17 protein-coding genes are annotated in these 17,178 nt (G+C 69.0%); 12 read left to right on the top strand and 5 right to left on the bottom strand.

Going from position 1 to position 17,178, the window contains the following annotated elements:
- The first annotated feature begins 8 nt into the window (after positions 1 to 8).
- From KIK09_RS30835 to KIK09_RS30825, 3 genes are all read left to right on the top strand, one after another.
- Positions 9 to 857 carry a class I SAM-dependent methyltransferase gene (locus KIK09_RS30835; RefSeq protein ID WP_214322898.1) on the top strand — a complete coding sequence of 283 codons (849 nt, stop codon included), beginning with the start codon at positions 9 to 11 and terminating at the stop codon, positions 855 to 857.
- 160 nt (positions 858 to 1,017) lie between these two features.
- A complete protein-coding gene (locus KIK09_RS30830; RefSeq protein WP_214322897.1) occupies positions 1,018 to 1,521 on the top strand; it encodes a hypothetical protein in 504 nt (167 codons plus the stop codon).
- A complete protein-coding gene (locus tag KIK09_RS30825) occupies positions 1,509 to 1,871 on the top strand; it encodes a DUF1684 domain-containing protein (protein ID WP_308164375.1) in 363 nt (120 codons plus the stop codon). Before KIK09_RS30830 ends, KIK09_RS30825 begins: the two co-directional genes overlap by 13 nt.
- Before the next feature lie 343 nt (positions 1,872 to 2,214).
- Here KIK09_RS30825 and KIK09_RS30820 read toward each other — a convergent pair whose 3' ends face one another.
- The 4 genes from KIK09_RS30820 to KIK09_RS30805 all read right to left on the bottom strand — a co-directional run bounded on the left by KIK09_RS30820 (position 2,215) and on the right by KIK09_RS30805 (position 8,267).
- Positions 2,215 to 4,068, bottom strand: coding sequence for a CocE/NonD family hydrolase (locus tag KIK09_RS30820; RefSeq protein WP_214322895.1), 1,854 nt, complete (start codon positions 4,066 to 4,068; stop codon positions 2,215 to 2,217).
- Positions 4,069 to 4,231: 163 nt separating this feature from the next.
- A complete protein-coding gene (locus KIK09_RS30815; protein ID WP_214322894.1) occupies positions 4,232 to 5,392 on the bottom strand; it encodes an MFS transporter in 1,161 nt (386 codons plus the stop codon).
- A gap of 101 nt (positions 5,393 to 5,493) precedes the next feature.
- Positions 5,494 to 6,984, bottom strand: coding sequence for a carboxylesterase/lipase family protein (locus KIK09_RS30810; protein WP_214322893.1), 1,491 nt, complete (start codon positions 6,982 to 6,984; stop codon positions 5,494 to 5,496).
- Positions 6,985 to 7,097: 113 nt separating this feature from the next.
- Complete coding sequence (locus KIK09_RS30805; protein ID WP_214322892.1) at positions 7,098 to 8,267, bottom strand: TetR/AcrR family transcriptional regulator; 1,170 nt, start codon at positions 8,265 to 8,267, stop codon at positions 7,098 to 7,100.
- Positions 8,268 to 8,390: 123 nt separating this feature from the next.
- Between KIK09_RS30805 and KIK09_RS30800 the strand changes: the two genes are divergently transcribed.
- The 6 genes from KIK09_RS30800 to KIK09_RS30775 are packed head-to-tail and all read left to right on the top strand — an operon-like array spanning position 8,391 to position 13,200.
- Entirely contained in the window at positions 8,391 to 9,578 is a 1,188-nt protein-coding gene (locus tag KIK09_RS30800) for a lipid-transfer protein (RefSeq protein ID WP_214322891.1), read from the top strand.
- 1 nt (position 9,579) lies between these two features.
- Entirely contained in the window at positions 9,580 to 10,032 is a 453-nt protein-coding gene (locus tag KIK09_RS30795; protein ID WP_214322890.1) for a MaoC family dehydratase N-terminal domain-containing protein, read from the top strand.
- Entirely contained in the window at positions 10,029 to 10,421 is a 393-nt protein-coding gene (locus tag KIK09_RS30790; protein ID WP_214322889.1) for a MaoC/PaaZ C-terminal domain-containing protein, read from the top strand. The genes KIK09_RS30795 and KIK09_RS30790 overlap by 4 nt, the downstream gene beginning before the upstream one ends.
- A gap of 14 nt (positions 10,422 to 10,435) precedes the next feature.
- The gene (locus tag KIK09_RS30785; protein ID WP_214322888.1) at positions 10,436 to 11,263 is read left to right on the top strand and encodes an SDR family NAD(P)-dependent oxidoreductase; all 828 of its coding nucleotides are present in this window, start codon (positions 10,436 to 10,438) and stop codon (positions 11,261 to 11,263) included.
- A gap of 7 nt (positions 11,264 to 11,270) precedes the next feature.
- Positions 11,271 to 11,642, top strand: a complete 372-nt coding sequence (locus KIK09_RS59455; RefSeq protein ID WP_214322887.1) for an acyl-CoA dehydrogenase family protein — start codon at positions 11,271 to 11,273, stop codon at positions 11,640 to 11,642.
- Between the two features lie 10 nt (positions 11,643 to 11,652).
- Positions 11,653 to 13,200, top strand: a complete 1,548-nt coding sequence (locus tag KIK09_RS30775; RefSeq protein ID WP_214322886.1) for an acyl-CoA synthetase — start codon at positions 11,653 to 11,655, stop codon at positions 13,198 to 13,200.
- Positions 13,201 to 13,553: 353 nt separating this feature from the next.
- On the opposite strand, the gene KIK09_RS30770 is transcribed toward KIK09_RS30775, so the two are convergent.
- Entirely contained in the window at positions 13,554 to 14,114 is a 561-nt protein-coding gene (locus tag KIK09_RS30770) for a PadR family transcriptional regulator (RefSeq protein ID WP_214322885.1), read from the bottom strand.
- A 74-nt stretch (positions 14,115 to 14,188) separates the two neighbouring features.
- Here KIK09_RS30770 and KIK09_RS30765 point away from each other — a divergent pair, with 74 nt between their 5' ends.
- From KIK09_RS30765 to KIK09_RS30755, 3 genes are read left to right on the top strand one after another with little or no spacing between them, the layout of a single operon-like run.
- Entirely contained in the window at positions 14,189 to 15,577 is a 1,389-nt protein-coding gene (locus KIK09_RS30765; protein WP_214322884.1) for an MFS transporter, read from the top strand.
- Positions 15,574 to 16,365: an alpha/beta hydrolase family protein gene (locus KIK09_RS30760; protein WP_214322883.1), complete on the top strand. Its 792-nt coding sequence runs from the start codon at positions 15,574 to 15,576 to the stop codon at positions 16,363 to 16,365. The genes KIK09_RS30765 and KIK09_RS30760 overlap by 4 nt, the downstream gene beginning before the upstream one ends.
- Positions 16,362 to 17,138 (top strand): alpha/beta hydrolase family protein, encoded by a 777-nt coding sequence (locus KIK09_RS30755; RefSeq protein ID WP_214322882.1) that lies wholly within the window; start codon positions 16,362 to 16,364, stop codon positions 17,136 to 17,138. The genes KIK09_RS30760 and KIK09_RS30755 overlap by 4 nt, the downstream gene beginning before the upstream one ends.
- The last annotated feature ends 40 nt before the right edge of the window (positions 17,139 to 17,178 follow it).

The raw sequence follows: 17,178 nt of genomic DNA, 5'->3' as shown, positions 1-17,178 counted from the left end.
GTGACGGCGTGACCCACGAACACCCGCACACCCGCCACCACCAACGGGACGACGCCGGCCAGGCGGAAATCCTCGACCTGGACGCGGAAGTACTCGCCGAGCACATCGCCGCCATCACCGCATGGCTGCCCATGAAAACCAGCCCGCGCCAGATCGTCGACCTGGGCTGCGGCACGGGAGCGGGCACCTTCGCCCTCCTGAACCGTTTCCCCGAGGCTCACGTCATCGCCGTCGACGCCTCGCCCGGACACCTGCAGCGCCTGCGGGAGAAGGTGCGCGCCCAGGATGTGGACGACCGTGTGCGCACCGTGCAGGCCGACCTCGACGCCGCCGATTGGCCCGACCTCGGCACGCCGGACCTGGTCTGGGCCTCGGCCTCGATGCACCACTTGGCCGACCCCGACCACGCCCTGCGCAACGTCCACGACATGCTCCCCTCCGGCGGCCTGTTCGCCGTCGTCGAGCTGGCCGGATTTCCCCGTTTCCTGCCCGAGAACGCCCCGGAGGACCGGCCCGGCCTGGAAGGCCGCTGCCACGCTGCGACCGAGCACTTCCACACCGAACACGTGCCCCACCGCGGCGCCGACTGGGGGCCGATGCTGACCGCCGCCGGGTTCACCCTCGAAGGCGAGCGCACCATCGCCGTGAACATCGAAGGCTCCCACAGCGAGGCCATCGGCCGGTACGCACTCAGCAGTCTGCTACGCATCCGCAGTGCCGCCGCACAAGCGCTTCCAGCCGCAGATCTCGCCGCGCTCGACCGGCTGCTCGACACAGACAGCCCTCACAGCATCCTCCACCGCGATGACCTCTCGGTACGCACCGAGCGCACTGTCTGGGCCGCACGCCTCAGCTGATCCGCAATCTCCACGCAGGTTGCCCGCCAGGCAGCATCAGCACCCAACTCCTTGCCTCATACGCAACATATGATGCCCGTAAGGCATGAGCCTCGTAGGTGGGGCGTTCAGCCCGCGCAGCCTCTCTGCGCAGACACCGTCGCCCTTGGAGCGTTCTTCGATGACTTCACTGCAGTCTCCCTCTGGACGGCAGGCCACAGCCGGCGCCAGCGCCGCAGGCGACGTTCCCGCCGAATACCAAGCGTGGCGCAAGGACCGGTGGGAAGAGGTCGCCGGCCCGAACGGCAAGGCCAAGGTCGTCGCCAACGGCAAGATCACCGACCGCGACACCCACACCTTCCCCGGCGTCCCTGGGACATGGAGCACCAATGAAGCCGGCGCACTGACCGTGACGGCCACGGCCGCGGACGGCGTGACGATCGGCGGCACGACGGTCGATGGAACAGCGGAAGTACCCTCGGGCTGCTCACTGCAGTTCCCCGACGACCGCGTCGGCTTCGCCGGTGGTGCCGACGGCTCCTACGGCCTGGTGGTCTTGGACAACGGGGCCGTCGAGCGCTCCGGTCTCAGCGGTATCGACACCTTCCCCCATGACTCCTCGTGGGTGTTCGAGGCCAGTACCGGGCAGCTCCCGAGGGCCGCCGCATCGAGGTGGGGCGGCTGACCATCCCGCGCAGCACCGAGGCCATCCTGGCCCCCATCGACCTGGTCGTGACCATCAACGGCACCGAATACGTACTGGCCGTCCTCCAGGACTTCCCCGGCCAGCGCCTGGTGGTGTTCAGCGACGAGACCAACGGCGAAGAGACACCCGAGATCGGCCGCTGGCTCGTGCTGCCCCTGCTCGAGCCCGGCAGCACTCTGCCGGTCGACTTCAACCAGGCAACCCTCTCCCACCATCACCTGAACCCGGCCGTCTTCGTCTGCCCCCTCGAACCGCCCGGCAACCACCTGCCGATGCGCGTCGAGGCAGGCGAACGCTCCCTGATCCACGACAAGACACACCAGAACTGACCCCCGTCGGCAACCTGCACGTACAGGAAGAAACACCATGAGCCGGAACCTCAAAGACAAGGCCCTCACCTACCTCCGCGCACTGGAGACGGCTGACTGGGACACCGCTCGCGCCATGTGCGCCGACACCGCAACCGTCTGGCACAACGACGGCAAGGGCGAGGACCCGCCCCGTCGAGCGCCCAGCGGCGCAGCCATAGCCAGTCGGTACCAGAGCGGTTCGTGCCCGGTCAGCTGGCTGGCCGCCCGTCGGAGGCCGCATCGAGCTGCTCCCGGAGGGCCGGACGCTGAGATCGCCGACGGGGCAGGCGAGATCAGACAGCTCGATGCGCAGCAGCACCCGTCATGCCATCGGGCATGTTGTTTGGTCCGTGCAGGTGGGGCTGAGAGCAGCTGGGTCGGCGAGTGGCAGCTCAACGTACGAGGCGGCGACCGGGGATCGGTGGATCTGGTAGACGCCGCCGATGAGCTGAATGGTCTGGGTAATGGTGGGGATGAGGGCTGGCGCGTCGTTGGTGCCGATGGTCACCCGGATTCGGTGCCCTGGCTGGATGGTCGCCATGGTCGGGAACACCTCGATGTCGTACGGCGTCAGCGTGCCCGGGAACATGGATTGGGCTGATGGGGACGTGTAGGGGTGGTACGGCAGGGTGGGCGTGCCGTCGGCGGTGCGCCAGGTGCGTGACTCGTCAAGGGCGCGAAGGCTGCCGAGCAGTCCGCCGCGGGTGAGCGGCTTCGAGGTGCCGTCGGGGGCGACGTCGTCGACTCGGACGACCCATTGCGTGTCGACGGTGTTCGCGGTGGCGTAGATGCGTGCCGCGATCGGCCCGGCGATGGTGGTCGCCGTCGTCATCGGTGGTGAGGTGTACGTTGCGGCGTCCAGCCCGAGCTGCACGGGGCGGGCATCGGTGACGCAGGGGTTGGGCGCGAGCGGGCTGCCCGGCGTCTGGTCCGCACCCAGGAGGACGAACTGCGTGGTCGACGGTGTGCAGGCGTGCGGCACGTTCGACCAGACGACGGTGTCGGTGCCGCCGGTTTGGGGTGGCGTACCGGTCAGGGTGCCGTCGTTGCTCGACGCGATCGTCCCGGAGCGTCCCGCACCGAGGTAGAACCGGGTCGGGGTGGCGCCTCGGAAGGGGTAGCTCGTTCCGTCGATCCACCGGTCGGCGCCGAGGTCGTAGCTGTGCAGCGGGGTCGTGGTGTCGGTGATCCCCGTCGGTCGGCCCTTGAGCCAGTGGTCGAACCAGCGGAGCGCGAGCTTGCTGACGTTGAGGTACGGGTGGACGCCCTCGACCGCGACAGTGCTGTGGAACCAGGGGCCCTGAACGAGTTGGTAGCGGCTGGTTACCGGTTGATCCGGTGACATCGGGGCGTACGTCGGCCGCCCGCTCCAGGCGTTCTGCAGCCCGGAGTACAGCAGTGGCGTGCCGCGCTGGAATGCGTCGTGCCAGCCGCCGATGATCATCGCGGGCACCTGGTTGGCGACGATGTCCGCCAGCGCGTCGTGCGGTCGACGGGCCGCCCAGTACGTGCTGTCGTAGGCGTTGGGGCCGCCGGTGATGAGGTCGCCGATCGGCAGCACGCCGAGTGTCGCACCGTGTTCAACCAGGACGCTGAGAAGGTTGTCGATGCTCTGGCCTTGCACGTAGCCGAGGAATGCGGACTGGAGCGCGTTCAGGTAGCTCTGCGGCAGGTTGACGACCAGGTATTCGGCCGCGAGCAGCGAGTTGGGAACGCCGCCGGTGCCGAGGACGTCGCGGTACAGGTCGTCGCCGGGGACGATCGGGAGAATGGCCTTGAGCGGCGAGTTCCGGCCGACCGCGTGCGCGGCCATGAGCTGGTTGAGCGCGCTGTATGACTGGCCGATCAAGCCGACGGCGCCGGATGACTGCGGCAGGTTCGCGGCCCAGCGGATCACCAGGACGCTGTCGTTCGCCTCGACGGGTTGGAGGAACGACCACGCGCCCTCGGAGGCGCCGGTGCCGCGGACGTCCACGATCGCTTGGATGTAGCCACGTTCGATGAGGTACGGGTTCTTGCCCATGCCGGTCGCGCCGAGGCTCGGGTCGTTGATGCCCTTGTCCTTGCCGTACGGGGTCTGGGTCAGCACGACGGGGAACGGGCCGGGGGCGGGCTCCCCGGTAGCGGGGTCGGTCGGGTAGTAGACGCTGCCGCGGAGGACAGTCCCATCGGACATGACGATCGGTTGATTGATCTGTTCGCCAACGCCATATTGCGCCGGATCCGGTGCCGCCTGCACTGGCGGCACACCGGCGGTGAGCACTGACGCCATGGTGAACGCCACGACCAGCACGGCGGAACGGAGGCGGGAACGCGTCATTGTTTCCTCCTCAGTGTCATCAGCGGGCGGACTTGATCGGCACGATCGCGGCTGCAGCCACCGTCACCAGCACGATCGCCATGACGAACAGGCCGCGGTAGCCGGCGGCCGAGCCGATGACGAGCGACGCCACCATCGGCGCGAGTGCCTGCGCGCCGGCGTTCGCGATGTTGAGGACCCCAAGGTCCTTACCGTTGTCCTCGGCACGGGGCAGTAAGAGTGTCATCAGTGCTTGATCGACGGACAGATAGCAGCCCGCGCCGAGGCCGGCCAGCGCGATGCTCGCGGTGAGTGCCGGCAACGTCGGTGAGAGCAGCGGTGGTACGGCGCTGGCCGCGATGACGAGCGAGGACACCATGATGATCGGTTTGCGCCGGCCCAACCGGTCGGACAGGATGCCGGCGGGGAGCAGCCCGGCCAGGGTGGTGACCGCGAGGATGATCGTGTTGACCGACAGGGCGTCGTTCGCGGCGTCTCTCGACAGGCCGATGTAGTCCTGCATGATGTAGAGCTGGTACGCGAGGATCGCGCTGTAGCCGAGGAACAACGCGAACCGCGCGCCGAACGCCCACGCGAAATCGGGGTGCCGGCGTGGGCTCACCCACATGGCCTTTGCCAGCGTACGCAAGGAGACGGCGGGACGATCGGCGTGCGTGGCAGGGCGTTCTCTCAGTCGCCATGCGAACACCAGGCCCCCGAGCGCCAGGAGAAGCCCGAAGGCGGAGTAGCCGAAGGGTATGCGGTCTGCGAGCCGGGCTGCGAAGCCGACGCCGACGACGCCGCCGGCGAAGACCGCGATGCCGGCGAGACCGGAGAACAGGCCGCGTTTGTCGGGTGGGGTGCGGTCGGGCATCACCGCGAGCAGCGGGGCGGAGAAGGCCGCGATGAAGACCTGTGCCACCGCCCAGCAGAGCGCGACGAGCAGGAGGCTCGAGCACAGCCCGAGCCCGACGATGAGCGCGCCCGCGCCGACCGCACCGACCGCGAGCCACGGCGCCCGCCGGCCGAACCGGCTCCTGGTGCGGTCGGAGAGCGCACCCGCCAGCGGCTGGCCGAGCATGCCGACGAGGGATCCGATGCCTGACACCAGACCGAACGCGGCGACCTTGTCGGCGGGTGCGATCGAGGCCATCTGGTTGGGCAGCAGCGCCTGGCTGACCCCACCGACGGCGACGTTCACCACGAGCTGGGCGGCGAAGAAGTCGACGGCGAGGCGTCCCTGGCGGCCTGGCGCAGGCGCGGCCGGGCTGACCGGAACCGTGCTCGGCACGGGCTGCCCGCTCACCGCCTGCCGTCCCAGAGCTCGCGTTCGGTGCCGGCGAGGTCGTCGACGACCTCGCTCGTCGCGTCGAACCGCATCGTCGCGCGCGTCGCGGTGTCGTATGCCGGCCAGCCGGGATCGCCCGTCGCCGCGAAGTCGAGCCATGCCTGGTGCATGCGGTCGGCGAGCTGCCGCGGTGGTGCGTCACCCCAGAGGTTGTCCTCGCCGGTCAGCGCGGCCGTCCAGGCCGAGAGTGAGTCGGTGACGAACGGCATCTCGAGGCAGTGCGTGGCGCCGAGGACGGCTGAGGTCGGGCTCGGCCAGGTGAACTCGTAGGCGTGCGCCCTTCCTCCGTGTACGGCATGCGCCTCCAACAGCCGGATGGTGGGGACGCGGAAGGCCCAGTCGGTCCACGCCGCCTGTACCAGCTCGGCGAGTCCCGCGTCCGGTCGGGACTCCTTGCGGTAGGCGTCGAGGTCACCGTTCGTCAGTGCGAACGCGTTGAGCGCGGCCGTGTAGAAGCGGTCGTCGAGCCGTCCGAGCAGATCGAGATCTCGGAGGAAGGAGGAGGTCTCGTCCCGCGTCGTTCCCGCCAGCACATCGATGCCCGCGCTGCTTCCCGTGGACACGGCCGACAGGATGTCCGCTGGTAGCACGTCGCCGTCGACGACGCTGCGGAATGGGCTGACCAGGAAGGTCTCGTGCCGCCACCGGTCGAGGTCGAGGAAGTCCAGCTGCATCGCCATGACGGCTTGGATGAGCCGGCCTAGTGGCACGGCGGCGAACGCGTCGGGAGTGGGGTCGATGCCGACCAGCTCGGCCATGCGATGGGTCACGGTGAGGGCGCGATCCGGGTCGACCGCTGCCGCGGGCGTCCCGCTCTGTGCGATCGCCCGGCGGAACAGCCCGCGCGCGGAGGGGATCGCCAGCAGGTTCATCACGCTGACGCCGCCGCCGGACTGTCCGAAGATCGTGACGTTGTCGGGGTCTCCGCCGAACGCCTTGATGTTGTCATGCACCCAGCGCAGTGCCGCGACCTGATCCTGCAGACCCAGGTTCGCGTGCCCGCCCGGCAGGTACAGGAAGCCGTCGACGTTGAGCCGGTAGTTGATGGACACGTAGACGACGCCGTCACGGGCGAAGGTGTCGCCATGATGTGCGCGGGCCGAGCCACTGCCGGTGAGGTAGCCACCGCCGTGGATCCAGACCATCACCGGGAGGCCGGCAGCCCCGGGATCCGGTGTCCAGACGTTCAGGTTGAGGCAGTCCTCACCGATGCTCGTCGCCGAGGTGAGTCGGCCGAACGAGGTGGGAGGGGGCAGGGGTTGTGGGCAGCCGGGTCCGAACGCGACCGCGTCGCGGACACCGGTCCAGGGGGCGACCGCTTCGGCCGGTCGGAACCGCCGGCGACCGAACGGCGCCTCCGCGTAGGGAACGCCGCGGAAGACCGCGATCTCATCCGTCCACTCGCCGCGGAGTACGCCTGCACCGACCCGCACCTCTGCGTCCATGACTCACCCTTCTCGGCGGCTAGGTGAGATTAACTTTTGACGCAAAGCACCTAAGCGTCAAGAGGTTCGTGCCATCAAGCAGCTAGCCACGAGTTACAAGTAGGGGCGGGCCGTCAGATCGGGGTGTACAGCACCGCCCGGCCGATCGAGGCCAGGTCCGCGTCGAACCGGTCACGTCCGCGCAGGTGCCGGATCGGCGCGACATCGTTGACGACACCGAGCGCGGCACGGGTAAGCAGCGCCGCCGTACCGGCGTCGAGCCCTGGCCGTGCCGCGCGCAGCAGGTGTTCCCACTCGGTGACGTAGTCGTGCTGAAGCCGGCGCAGCGTCGACTGCTGTTCCGGCGGGAGATGGATGACCTCGGTGACCAGAGCGGTGACGAGATTCGTGTGGGTGAGGGTGAACTCCACGTACGAACCAAGCAGCGTGTCGAGGGCCTCGGTGGGGCTGGTGGCGCCGGCGAGCGTACTGGTCAGCAGCAGCTGCAGCGACTGCGCACCGCGGTCGAGCGCGGCGTAGAGCAGGTCGCTCTTGGTGGCGAAGTGCTTGTAGACGCTGGGCCCGGCTATCCCGACCGCCTGGCCGATCTCGTCGACGCTGATCTCATGGAAGCCTCGGTCACCGAACAGGCCCGTCGCGACGGCGACCAGCGCCTCCCGGCGGGAGGCGAGGAGGACGCCAGACGCCGGCCGGTCGCCTTTCGGCCGCCAGGCACCTGTCCGACCTGAGGTCGCGTCGATGGGGGCGGCCGTGACCGCACGGGCCATGTTGGTGATGACGGGTTCGAGTGAGAGCGGATCGGTCCGTGTCGAACGATGGGACGGGCTGGCCAGTACGGCGCACACGCTCCACGCGAGCAGGTCGTCGTCCGCCGCGCTCAGCTCGGCGCGGCTGCGCCGGACGAGCGAGGCCAACCGGGCGACGGTACGGCGGAACCGCCGCAGCGCCTCGTCTCGCAGAGCGGGAGGAAGATTGCGTGTCTCGCGCTGCCAGAGCAGGCCGAAATCGCGGCGACGCACGGCTACGGAGGCCAACGCCTGCAGCGACGCGTCAAGGGCCGGCGCAGCCACGACGGCATCCTCGAACTCGTCGAAACTGTCGAGCACCGCGTGCAGGAGGAGATCCTCCTTGTTCCGGAAGTGCCGGTACAGGGCCGGGGCGGAGATGTCCACGGCCGCGGCGATGTCGCTCAGGCCGACGTTGTGGTAGCCGCGTTCGCAGAACAGGCGTGATGCGGCCTGGATGATCAGTTGCCGCCGGTTTCTCGGCCGCGTATGCGCCATCACCGCAGAATACCGCTCAATGTGAACGACCGGTCCGAAGCGCCGTTCGGAGCGGTCTTGACATGGAGGGGACATCTGGCCATAAGTTAATCGTGACTAGCCTAGCGGAGCGAGGAGACGCCTATGGGCGGACGGGTTGTGGTCGCGGGCGTCGGCATGGTCGACTTCACCACGCCGAAAGCAGGAGAACGGTACGAGGTAATGGCGGAACGTGCCGTCCGTGCCGCTCTCGCGGACGCGGGTGTCGATTACCCGGCGATCCAGCAGGCCTTCGCCGGCTACGTCTACGGCGACTCGACCTGCGGCCAGGCGGCGCTCTACCGGGTAGGCCTGACCGGCATCCCGATCGTCAACGTCACCAACAACTGCGCCACCGGCTCGACGGCGCTGTGGCTGGCTCGTCAGGCGGTCGAGAGTGGAGCGGTCGATGTCGTGCTGGCCGTGGGGTTCGAGCAGATGCGACGCGGCGCGCTGGTCGAGCACTGGCAGGACCGCACCAGCCCGTTCGCGCGGTTCGACGCGATCCGCGAGGCGGCACAGGGCATCGACGACACGGCACCGCTCGCGGCGCAGTTCTTCGGCGGAGCCGGCCGGGAATACGCCGAGGAGTACGGCACCGACCCCGCGACGTTCGCGGCGATCGCCGTGAAGGCACGCAGGCACGCCGCGCACAACCCGCGGGCCGTGTTCCGCGAGCCGCTCACCGTCGAAGAGGTGCTCGCGTCACCGCCGATCTACGGGCCGCTTACCCGGCTGCAGTGCTGTCCTCCGACGAGCGGCGCTGCCGCGGCGATCCTCGCGAGCGAGGACTTCTGCCGCCACAACGGGATCGAGCCTGCCGTCCGCATCGCGGCGCAGGCGTTGACCACGGACCAGCCCGGCAGCTTCGCCGGCGCCGGCATGCGGAAGCTGGTCGGCTACGACCTCGCCGTCGCCGCCGCCCGGCGGGTGTACGAACAGGCCGGTGTCGGTCCGGAGGACGTCCCCGTGGTCGAGCTGCACGACTGCTTCACCACGAACGAGCTGCTGAGCTACGAGGCCCTCGGTCTGACCCCGGAAGGCACCGGCGAAAGGTTCGTCGCCGACGGCGACAACACCTACGGCGGCAAGGTGGTGACCAATCCGTCGGGCGGACTGCTGGCCAAGGGACATCCGCTTGGCGCCACCGGTCTCGCTCAGTGCGCCGAGCTCACCTGGCAGTTGCGCGGCCAGGCAGGCGCGCGCCAGGTCGAGGGGGCGAGGCATGCCCTGCAACACAACCTCGGTCTCGGCGGTGCGTGCGTCGTCACCCTTTACGAGAAGGTGGGCTGACATGCCGGTCGATGTCGGTGTGATCGGCAGGTGCTTTCCCGACCTGACCGTCGATGTCGAACGCGGACGGCTGCGCTTCTTCGCGAAGGCGATCGGTGAGACCGATCCGGTTTACACCGACGTCGCCGCCGCCCGGGCCGCCGGGCACCCCGACCTGCCCGTGCCGCCGACGATGCTGTTCGGCCTGGAGCTCGACCGGCCCGACCCGTACCGGTGGCTCGACGAGATCGGCGTCGACCTGCGACACGTCCTGCACGGCGAGCAGTCGTTCACGTACCACGCGCTGGCCTATGCCGGCGACCGCCTCACCTTGTCGGCACGTGTCTCAGACGCCTACATCAAGGATGGCGGCCGGCTCGGCTTCGTCGTACGGGACACCGACGTCCGCAGGGACGCGACCCGCATCGCGGCGATGCGCCAGGTCATCGTGGTGCGCCACACGGATATCTCATGACGATCACCGCGCTCCCCCCGCTGACCGTCGACCCGATCAGCCGCGCCACCCTCGCCCTGTTCGCCGGCGCATCCGGCGACCACAATCCGATCCACCTCGACCTCGACGTCGCACGATCCGCCGGACTCGACGACGTGTTCGCCCACGGCATGTTGTCGATGGCGTACCTCGGCCGGCTGCTGACCGGATGGGTGCCGCAGGAACGGATCCGCGAGTACTCCGTGCGGTTCACGCGGATCACACCGGTGCATGCCACGCCGACCTGCCGCGCGACGGTCACGTCGGTCGATGTGGTCGCCGGTGAGCGCCGCGCGAGTCTCGACCTGACCGTGACTCTCGCCGACGGCACTGTGACGCTGACCGGCACCGCCATCGTCGCGCTGTACTGAAGGGAACCGACCGCATGGGAACGCTTACCGACAAGGTGGCCATCGTCTCCGGGTCCGGGCGCGGCATCGGGCGCGAGGTCGCGGTGAAGCTCGCCGCCGAAGGCGCCCGCGTCGTGGTCAACGACCTCGACGAGGGACCGGCAAAGGAGACCGCCGACGCTATCGCGTCTGCTGGCGGCGAGGCCGTCGTGTGTATCGGCAGCGTCACCGAGGCCGGCTTCGGTGAGCGCTTCGTCCAGGCCGCCGTCGACACGTATGGCGGCCTGGACATCGTCGTCAACAACGCCGGCTACACCTGGGACTCCGTGATCCAGAAGATGTCCGACGAGCAGTGGGAGGCCATTCTTGACGTCCACCTCACCGCGCCGTTCCGCATCCTTCGCGCCGCGCAACCTGTGATCAGTGCCGCCGCCAAGCGGGAGGCGGCCGACGGCGCACCCGTGTGCCGGAAGGTCGTCAACATCTCGTCGCTCGCGGGCATCGGCGGCAACGCCGGCCAGGCCAACTACGCCGCGGCGAAGGCCGGGATCGTCGGGCTGACCAGGACGCTGGCGAAGGAGTGGGGACGTTACAACGTCACCGTCAACGCCGTCGCCTTCGGCCTCATCACGACGCGGCTCACCGAGGCGGCCGCGGACAGGACCGCGACGATCGACGTGCAAGGCCGTCAGATCAAGGTCGGTGTGAACCAAGCGTTGCTCGCCGCCACGGAACGGCTCGTGCCACTCGGCCGCGCCGGAACCCCGACGGAGGCGGCCGGGGCCGTCTACCTGCTCTGCGTCCCCGAGTCCGACTACATCAGCGGCGAGACAATCGTCTGCGGTGGCGGGCTCGTCCTGTGAGGGCACGATGACGTTGACTCCCCGGCCACAATGGCTCGACGACGGCAAGCTGCTGCCCGCCGCCGGGCGGATGATCGGCGCGATCGCGATGACGGAGCCGGACGGTGGCTCCGACCTGAAGAACCTCACGACCCGCGCCGTCCGGACCGGGCGGGCGTTCGTCGACGATGCGATCGAGCGGCACCTGCGCGGCCGCCTCGATACGGCGACCGCGTCGATGGCGAAGTGGTGGCTCGCCGACCTGCAGTGCCAGGTCGGCGACCGGTGCCTCCAGTTGTTCGGAGGATACGGGTACATGCGGGAATACCTGGTTCAGACGCCAGGTGCAGAAGATCGAAGTGATGAAGGAACTGATCGCACGTTCCCTATGACGTGGTGAGGAGACGACGATGTACCTGACCCTCGGCCTGCACCGTGCGCTGCAACAGCGTCCGCACGCACCGTTCACCATCACCCGTGACCGGGTCCGCACCGTCGCCGAGTGCGCCGACCGCGTCGCGCGACTCGCCGGCGCGCTCGTTCAGCTCGGTGTGGCGAAGGATGACCGCGTCGGCATCCTCTCCCTCAACTCCGACCGCTTCCACGAGTACCTGCTCGCGGTACCGTGGGCCGACGCCGTGATCGTCCCGGTCAACTTCCGCTGGAGTCCCACCGAGATCGCCACGTCCCTAGAGGAGTCCGGGACCGCCGTGCTCTTCGTCGACGACACGTTCGCACCGCTCGTCCCGGCGTTACGCGAGCAGTGGCCAGGACTGCGCACCGTCGTCCACTGTGGAGACGGCCCGGTGCCCGGTGGGGCACTGCCGTACGAGGACCTCGTCGCCGACGCCAAGCCCATCCCCGATGCGCGCCGCGGTGGCGACCAGCTCGCCGGCATCTTCTACACCGGCGGCACGACCGGCTCGCCGAAGGGCGTCATGCTCAGCCACGCCAACATCATCACCTCGGCGCTCGGCAGTTCGGCCGCCGGCCATTTCGTCACCCCAGGCGGACGGCTGCTGCACGTCGCGCCCCTGTTCCATCTCGCCGGCCTCGGCGCGTGGGTGGCGGGAAACCTGGTCGGCACCACGCACATCGTGCTGCCCACGTTCGACCCGGCCGCCACCGCCAGAGCACTGGCCGAGTACCAGGCGACCGACGTGCTGATGGTCCCGACGATGATGCACATGCTCGTCAACGACCCCACCGCACACGAGGTCGACCTCTCCGGTGTCCGTCGCCTCATCTACGGCGCATCCCACGTCTCCGAACCGACTCTCCGAGCGATCGAGAAGATCATGCCCAATGCCGCGCTGACCCAGGCGTACGGCATGACCGAGCTCGCACCCGTCGCCACCCTGCTGCAACCCACTGACCACGCCGACCCGACGCTGCGCACCTCGGCCGGACGCGCCGCACCCCACGCCGAGGTCCGCATCGTCGACCCAGACGGCAACGAAGTACCACGCGGCCAAACCGGCGAGGTCGCCGTCCGCGGAGCACACGTGATGCTCGGCTACTGGAACCGGCCCGAGGAGACCGCGCACGCGTTACGCGACGGATGGATGCACACCGGCGACGCCGGACGCATGGACGACAACGGCTACGTCTACATCGTCGACCGCATCAAAGACATGATCATCACCGGCGGCGAGAACGTCTATTCCGCCGAGGTCGAAGCCGTCCTGGCCACACATCCCGCCGTCGCCACCTGTGCCGTCGTCGGCGTACCTGACACCGAGTGGGGCGAACGCGTCCACGCCGTCGTCGTCCCCAAACCCGGCACCCACCTGACCGGTGCCGAACTACGCGAGTACTGCAAGACCCGCATCGCCGGCTACAAGTCACCCCGCAGCATCCAATTCGTTGACCAGCTACCCATCTCCGCAGCGGGCAAGATCCTCAAACGTACGCTCCGCGACCAGTACCGCGAACGCCCCGAACACCTCCTAGGCTGACCGCGACGCGCTGCCGGGGGCGTAGGCAAACGCGGTCGCGTTCCTGGTCTCCAACGAGGCCCGCAAGCTCCACGCCGCGGCTGCCCGTCGAGCGTCGCTCGAACGCCATCCACGGCGAGCTGGCCGCGCTCGCCAACCGCACCTGCTGCATCCCGCTCTTTCCCCCGCCCCGCGAGCGTTGGCGGCGTCGGTCCCTGCTGACCCTCCACGAGTGGAGCCCGGCCACCGGGCGCCTGGTCGGCCTGACCCACGTCGCCGCCGAGCGCCGCGCCGTACCCGCGTGGACGACTTCAAGCCCTTACCGATCAGTCGGTGCTGCCCGCCCGTGATCTCTGGAATGCACGGCGTGCGGTTCATCCAGACCGGGGTAGTCCGGCGAGGATCTCCCCCAGCCAATGGACATGTGTCTCGAGAGCCCGGCCCTCGTGATCGTGCGCGAGGTCGAGGACGCGCATCGTCCGGTCGATGTCCAGCTCCGGCGCCCAGCGTTCGATGGGCCGCGCCCGGTTCCGGTACTCGGTCAGCTGTGCTTGCCTGGCAGCCAGTTCGACCCGTACCAGGTCTGCCAGGTCGGCATCGGACAGCAGCGCGCCGACGAAGATGAACCGGGTGAGGAACTCGGGCTCGGCGAACCGAGGCGTCGGTTCGTACGGCCCGGCCAGCCAGTCGCGCAGCACCTGTTCGCCCTGCGGGGTAAGCCGATAGACCTTGGAGTCGGGGCGTCCATCGTTGCGCTCGATGTCGAAGACCACCCACTCCTGCTCGGCCATGCGGGTGAGCGCCCGGTAGATCTGGCTCAGCTGCGTGCTGGGCCGCAGCATCCGGCCCAGCTCAGAGTCCAGCCACCGCTTGAGGTCATAGCCGGTGGAATGCCGCATGCCCAGATAGCCCAGCAGCAGGTTTTCGAACTTCACACGACACCCCATACGCCACTAGTCATATATGCCACAAGTCATATACTCTCACGGCACCCCCACCTGGAGTGTCCATGATGACCACCACCCGGATCTCCCCAGCATCCCTTCTGACCGCCTTGATCCTGGCCATCACGGCCTACCAGCTCACCATCACCATGACCATCCCGGCGCTGCCGGCCATCACCGCGGGCCTCGGCGGCGACACCGGCTCGATCGGCCTGGCCCAGGCGCTGTTCGCCCTGGCCGGCGCCCTCGGCACGGTTTTCCTGCCGTTGTCGGACCGGTTCGGCCGCCGCAACGCCCTGCTCGTAGCTCTGGTCGCGGGTGTGCTCGGCTCGCTGCTGTGCGCGCTCGCCTCCGGGCCTGGCCTGTTCACCGCGGGCCGCGTCCTGCAGGGCTTCGGTGTGGTCGCCCTGCCGTTGTCCAACCTCCTCATCCACAGCAACCTGCCCGCCGAACGCTTCGGCCGCGCGCTCGGCTTGCTCAACATGGTCAACCTCGGTATCAGCGGGACGGACACGATCCTGGCCGGATGGCTCGCCGACACCTACGGCCACCGGATCATCTTCTGGATCATGCTGGTGGTTCAGGTCGTGGCCGTGGTCACCGTCGGACGCCTCCTGCCGGCCGACGAACCCGACCGCACACTACGCCCGGACTGGACCGGAATGGTGACGCTCGCCCTCGGCGTGCTGACCCTGCTGACCGGCGTCTCCAACAGCAGCACGTGGGGCTGGACCTCACTCAAGACCATCGGTGCGCTGATCGGCGGACTGGTCCTGCTCTCCGTCTTCGTCGCGGTCGAAAGACGCGCTGCCCGGCCGATGGTCCAGGTGGGCCACCTGCGCTCGCGCCGTACATGGCCGCTGCTGCTGGTGCCCATCTTCGCGATGGGTGCGCTGCTTGGCCTGATCGCCTTCGTGTTGCCGATCTACGGGCAGAACCCCCAGGTCGGCCTGGGATTGTCCGCGCTGGAGTTCGCCATGCTCGGCAGTATCCCCTCCTCCATCCTGGCCTTCGTCTGCGCTCCGATCGCCGGCATCATCGCCCCGAAGGTCGGCTGGCGCCGCGTGCTGTTGCTCGGTCTGGCGGGCATGGCCGCGGGCATGATCGTGCTGACCGCCTTCCTCTCGGTGCTGTGGGCCGTGATCATCTGTGCGGCGCTGCTCGGCGCGCTGTTCTTCGGCTTCGCCTCGACCGCCGCCAACGGCCTGGCCGTACTGCTGTCGCCCAAGGAGAACCCCTCGTTCCTGCCCGCGATGATGTCGTGCGCGTTCTCCATGGGCGCCGCACTGGGCATCTCGATCGCCGTCTCGGTGCTGACCGGCCTGGGCGGCGCGAGCCAGGGAGCCTTCACCGCCACCGTAGGTGTGCTGGCAGGTATGGCGGTGCTGTCTCTCCTGGCCGCCGCTCTTGTTCCCAGCCCCCAGCACACGCCCGCAGAGCAGGTCCCCGCGTGACCGAGCGAGAACTCCATTTGCGCGGGGACGGCCACACCATCCCCGCGACCTGGAACACCCCCGCCCCCGCCGGCCCCGCCGTACTGCTGATCCACGGCACCAACGGCAGCAGGGACGACGTCGGCGGCCTGCTGCGCCGGCTTGCCCAGGCCCTGGCCGAACGCGGCCTGGGCTCGCTCCGCATCGATCTGCCCGGCTGCGGCGACAGCGAACTGCCACAGACCGCCTGCACGATCACCTCCCAGGTCGCCGACGTGACCACCGCGTTCCGCTGGATGGCCGGGCAACCCGAGACCACCACCGCCGCGCTGCTCGGCTTCTCCCAGGGCGCGTTCGTCACCGCGCTGGCCACCACCGCGATCACCCCCACCGCCCTCGCCGCGTGGTCCCCGATGAGTCGCCTGGACCTCGACGGGTTCTTCGCCGGACTGTACGAGATCGCCCAGCGGGAGGGATCGGCTCCCATGCCGCCCTCCCCCGGCTTCGCCCCTTGGAGGTTCGGCCTGGAGTGGTTCGAGACAGCCATCGCCGCTCGCCCACTCGCCGCGATCGCCGACTACACCGGGCCGCTCTTCATCCTCGGCGCGGATCAGGACGACCTGACCGGCCCCGCCCAGGCCAGAGAGCTGTTCGCGCACGCCGGATCACGCGAGGCCCAGTTGCGCATCCTCGCCGGCGCCGACCACCTGTACAACGTCCTGACCAGCGACCAGCACAAGGCCGAGCAAGCCATCACCCTGACCGCCGACTGGTTCGCCACCGCGCTGCTGAAGGAGACCACACGATGACCTCGATCAAGATCGACGGTGGCGGCTTCGACATCCCCGCCGTCCTGGTCACACCGGACCTGCCCGGCCCGTATCCCGCAGTGGTGCTGCTGCACGGCACGATGTCGCACAAGGACGAGGTGGGAGATCTTTTCGTACGGCTGGCGCACCGGCTCGCCGTGGCCGGGATCGCCTCCCTGCGCATCGACTTCCGCGGCTGCGGCGACTCCACCGAGCCGCAGACGGACATGACGATCACTACCGAGGTAGCCGACGGCACCACAGCACTCGACTGGCTCGCCGCCCGCCCCGACATCGACAAGCTGGCACTGACCGGATTCTCCCAGGGCGGACTGATCGCCACCCTGATCGCCGGCACCGACCCACGGGTGGCGGCGCTGGTGCAATGGTCCTCCGGCGCGATCAACCTGATGGACGGCCCGTTCGGCCGACTCCGCGCGCAGGCCGAACAAGACGGCCAGGTCACCGTGGACATGCCCTGGCGGTCGTTCACCTTCTCCAGGGAATGGTTCGAGACCGCGGCCGCCACCGACGCCGCAGCCGCCATCGCCGGATATCGAGGACCACTGCTCTGCGTGGCCTGCACGGGCGACGACCTGGTGCCACCAGCGGCAAGCCGCGCCCTCATCGCCGCCTCCGCCTCGACGGACGCCACCCTCAAGGTCTTCGAGGGCGGCGACCACATCTTCGGCGTGGAAACCAACCAGCCCATCGCCGAGAACACCGTCACCCTGACCGCCGACTGGCTCCGCGATCACCTGAGCGGAAACTGAGGCGGGCGACAACCCAACACGGCTCATGCCGAAGCGTGCC

Source organism: Nonomuraea sediminis (assembly GCF_018531495.1).
Lineage (GTDB): Bacteria > Actinomycetota > Actinomycetes > Streptosporangiales > Streptosporangiaceae > Nonomuraea > Nonomuraea sediminis.
Note: the sequence above shows the minus strand (reverse complement) of the source record. Positions and strands in the feature narration are given on the sequence as shown.

Excerpts from the sequence above, each read along its gene's own strand:
- KIK09_RS30785 (WP_214322888.1), top strand. The coding sequence starts at position 10,436 with ATGGGAACGCTTACCGACAAGGTGGCCATCGTCTCCGGGTCCGGGCGC.
- KIK09_RS30790 (WP_214322889.1), top strand. The coding sequence starts at position 10,029 with ATGACGATCACCGCGCTCCCCCCGCTGACCGTCGACCCGATCAGCCGC.
- KIK09_RS30805 (WP_214322892.1), bottom strand. The coding sequence starts at position 8,267 with ATGGCGCATACGCGGCCGAGAAACCGGCGGCAACTGATCATCCAGGCC.
- KIK09_RS30820 (WP_214322895.1), bottom strand. The coding sequence starts at position 4,068 with ATGTCCGATGGGACTGTCCTCCGCGGCAGCGTCTACTACCCGACCGAC.
- KIK09_RS30830 (WP_214322897.1), top strand. The coding sequence starts at position 1,018 with ATGACTTCACTGCAGTCTCCCTCTGGACGGCAGGCCACAGCCGGCGCC.
- KIK09_RS30800 (WP_214322891.1), top strand. The coding sequence starts at position 8,391 with ATGGGCGGACGGGTTGTGGTCGCGGGCGTCGGCATGGTCGACTTCACC.
- KIK09_RS30775 (WP_214322886.1), top strand. The coding sequence starts at position 11,653 with ATGTACCTGACCCTCGGCCTGCACCGTGCGCTGCAACAGCGTCCGCAC.
- KIK09_RS30810 (WP_214322893.1), bottom strand. The coding sequence starts at position 6,984 with ATGGACGCAGAGGTGCGGGTCGGTGCAGGCGTACTCCGCGGCGAGTGG.
- KIK09_RS30765 (WP_214322884.1), top strand. The coding sequence starts at position 14,189 with ATGATGACCACCACCCGGATCTCCCCAGCATCCCTTCTGACCGCCTTG.
- KIK09_RS30755 (WP_214322882.1), top strand. The coding sequence starts at position 16,362 with ATGACCTCGATCAAGATCGACGGTGGCGGCTTCGACATCCCCGCCGTC.
- KIK09_RS30795 (WP_214322890.1), top strand. The coding sequence starts at position 9,580 with ATGCCGGTCGATGTCGGTGTGATCGGCAGGTGCTTTCCCGACCTGACC.
- KIK09_RS59455 (WP_214322887.1), top strand. The coding sequence starts at position 11,271 with ATGACGTTGACTCCCCGGCCACAATGGCTCGACGACGGCAAGCTGCTG.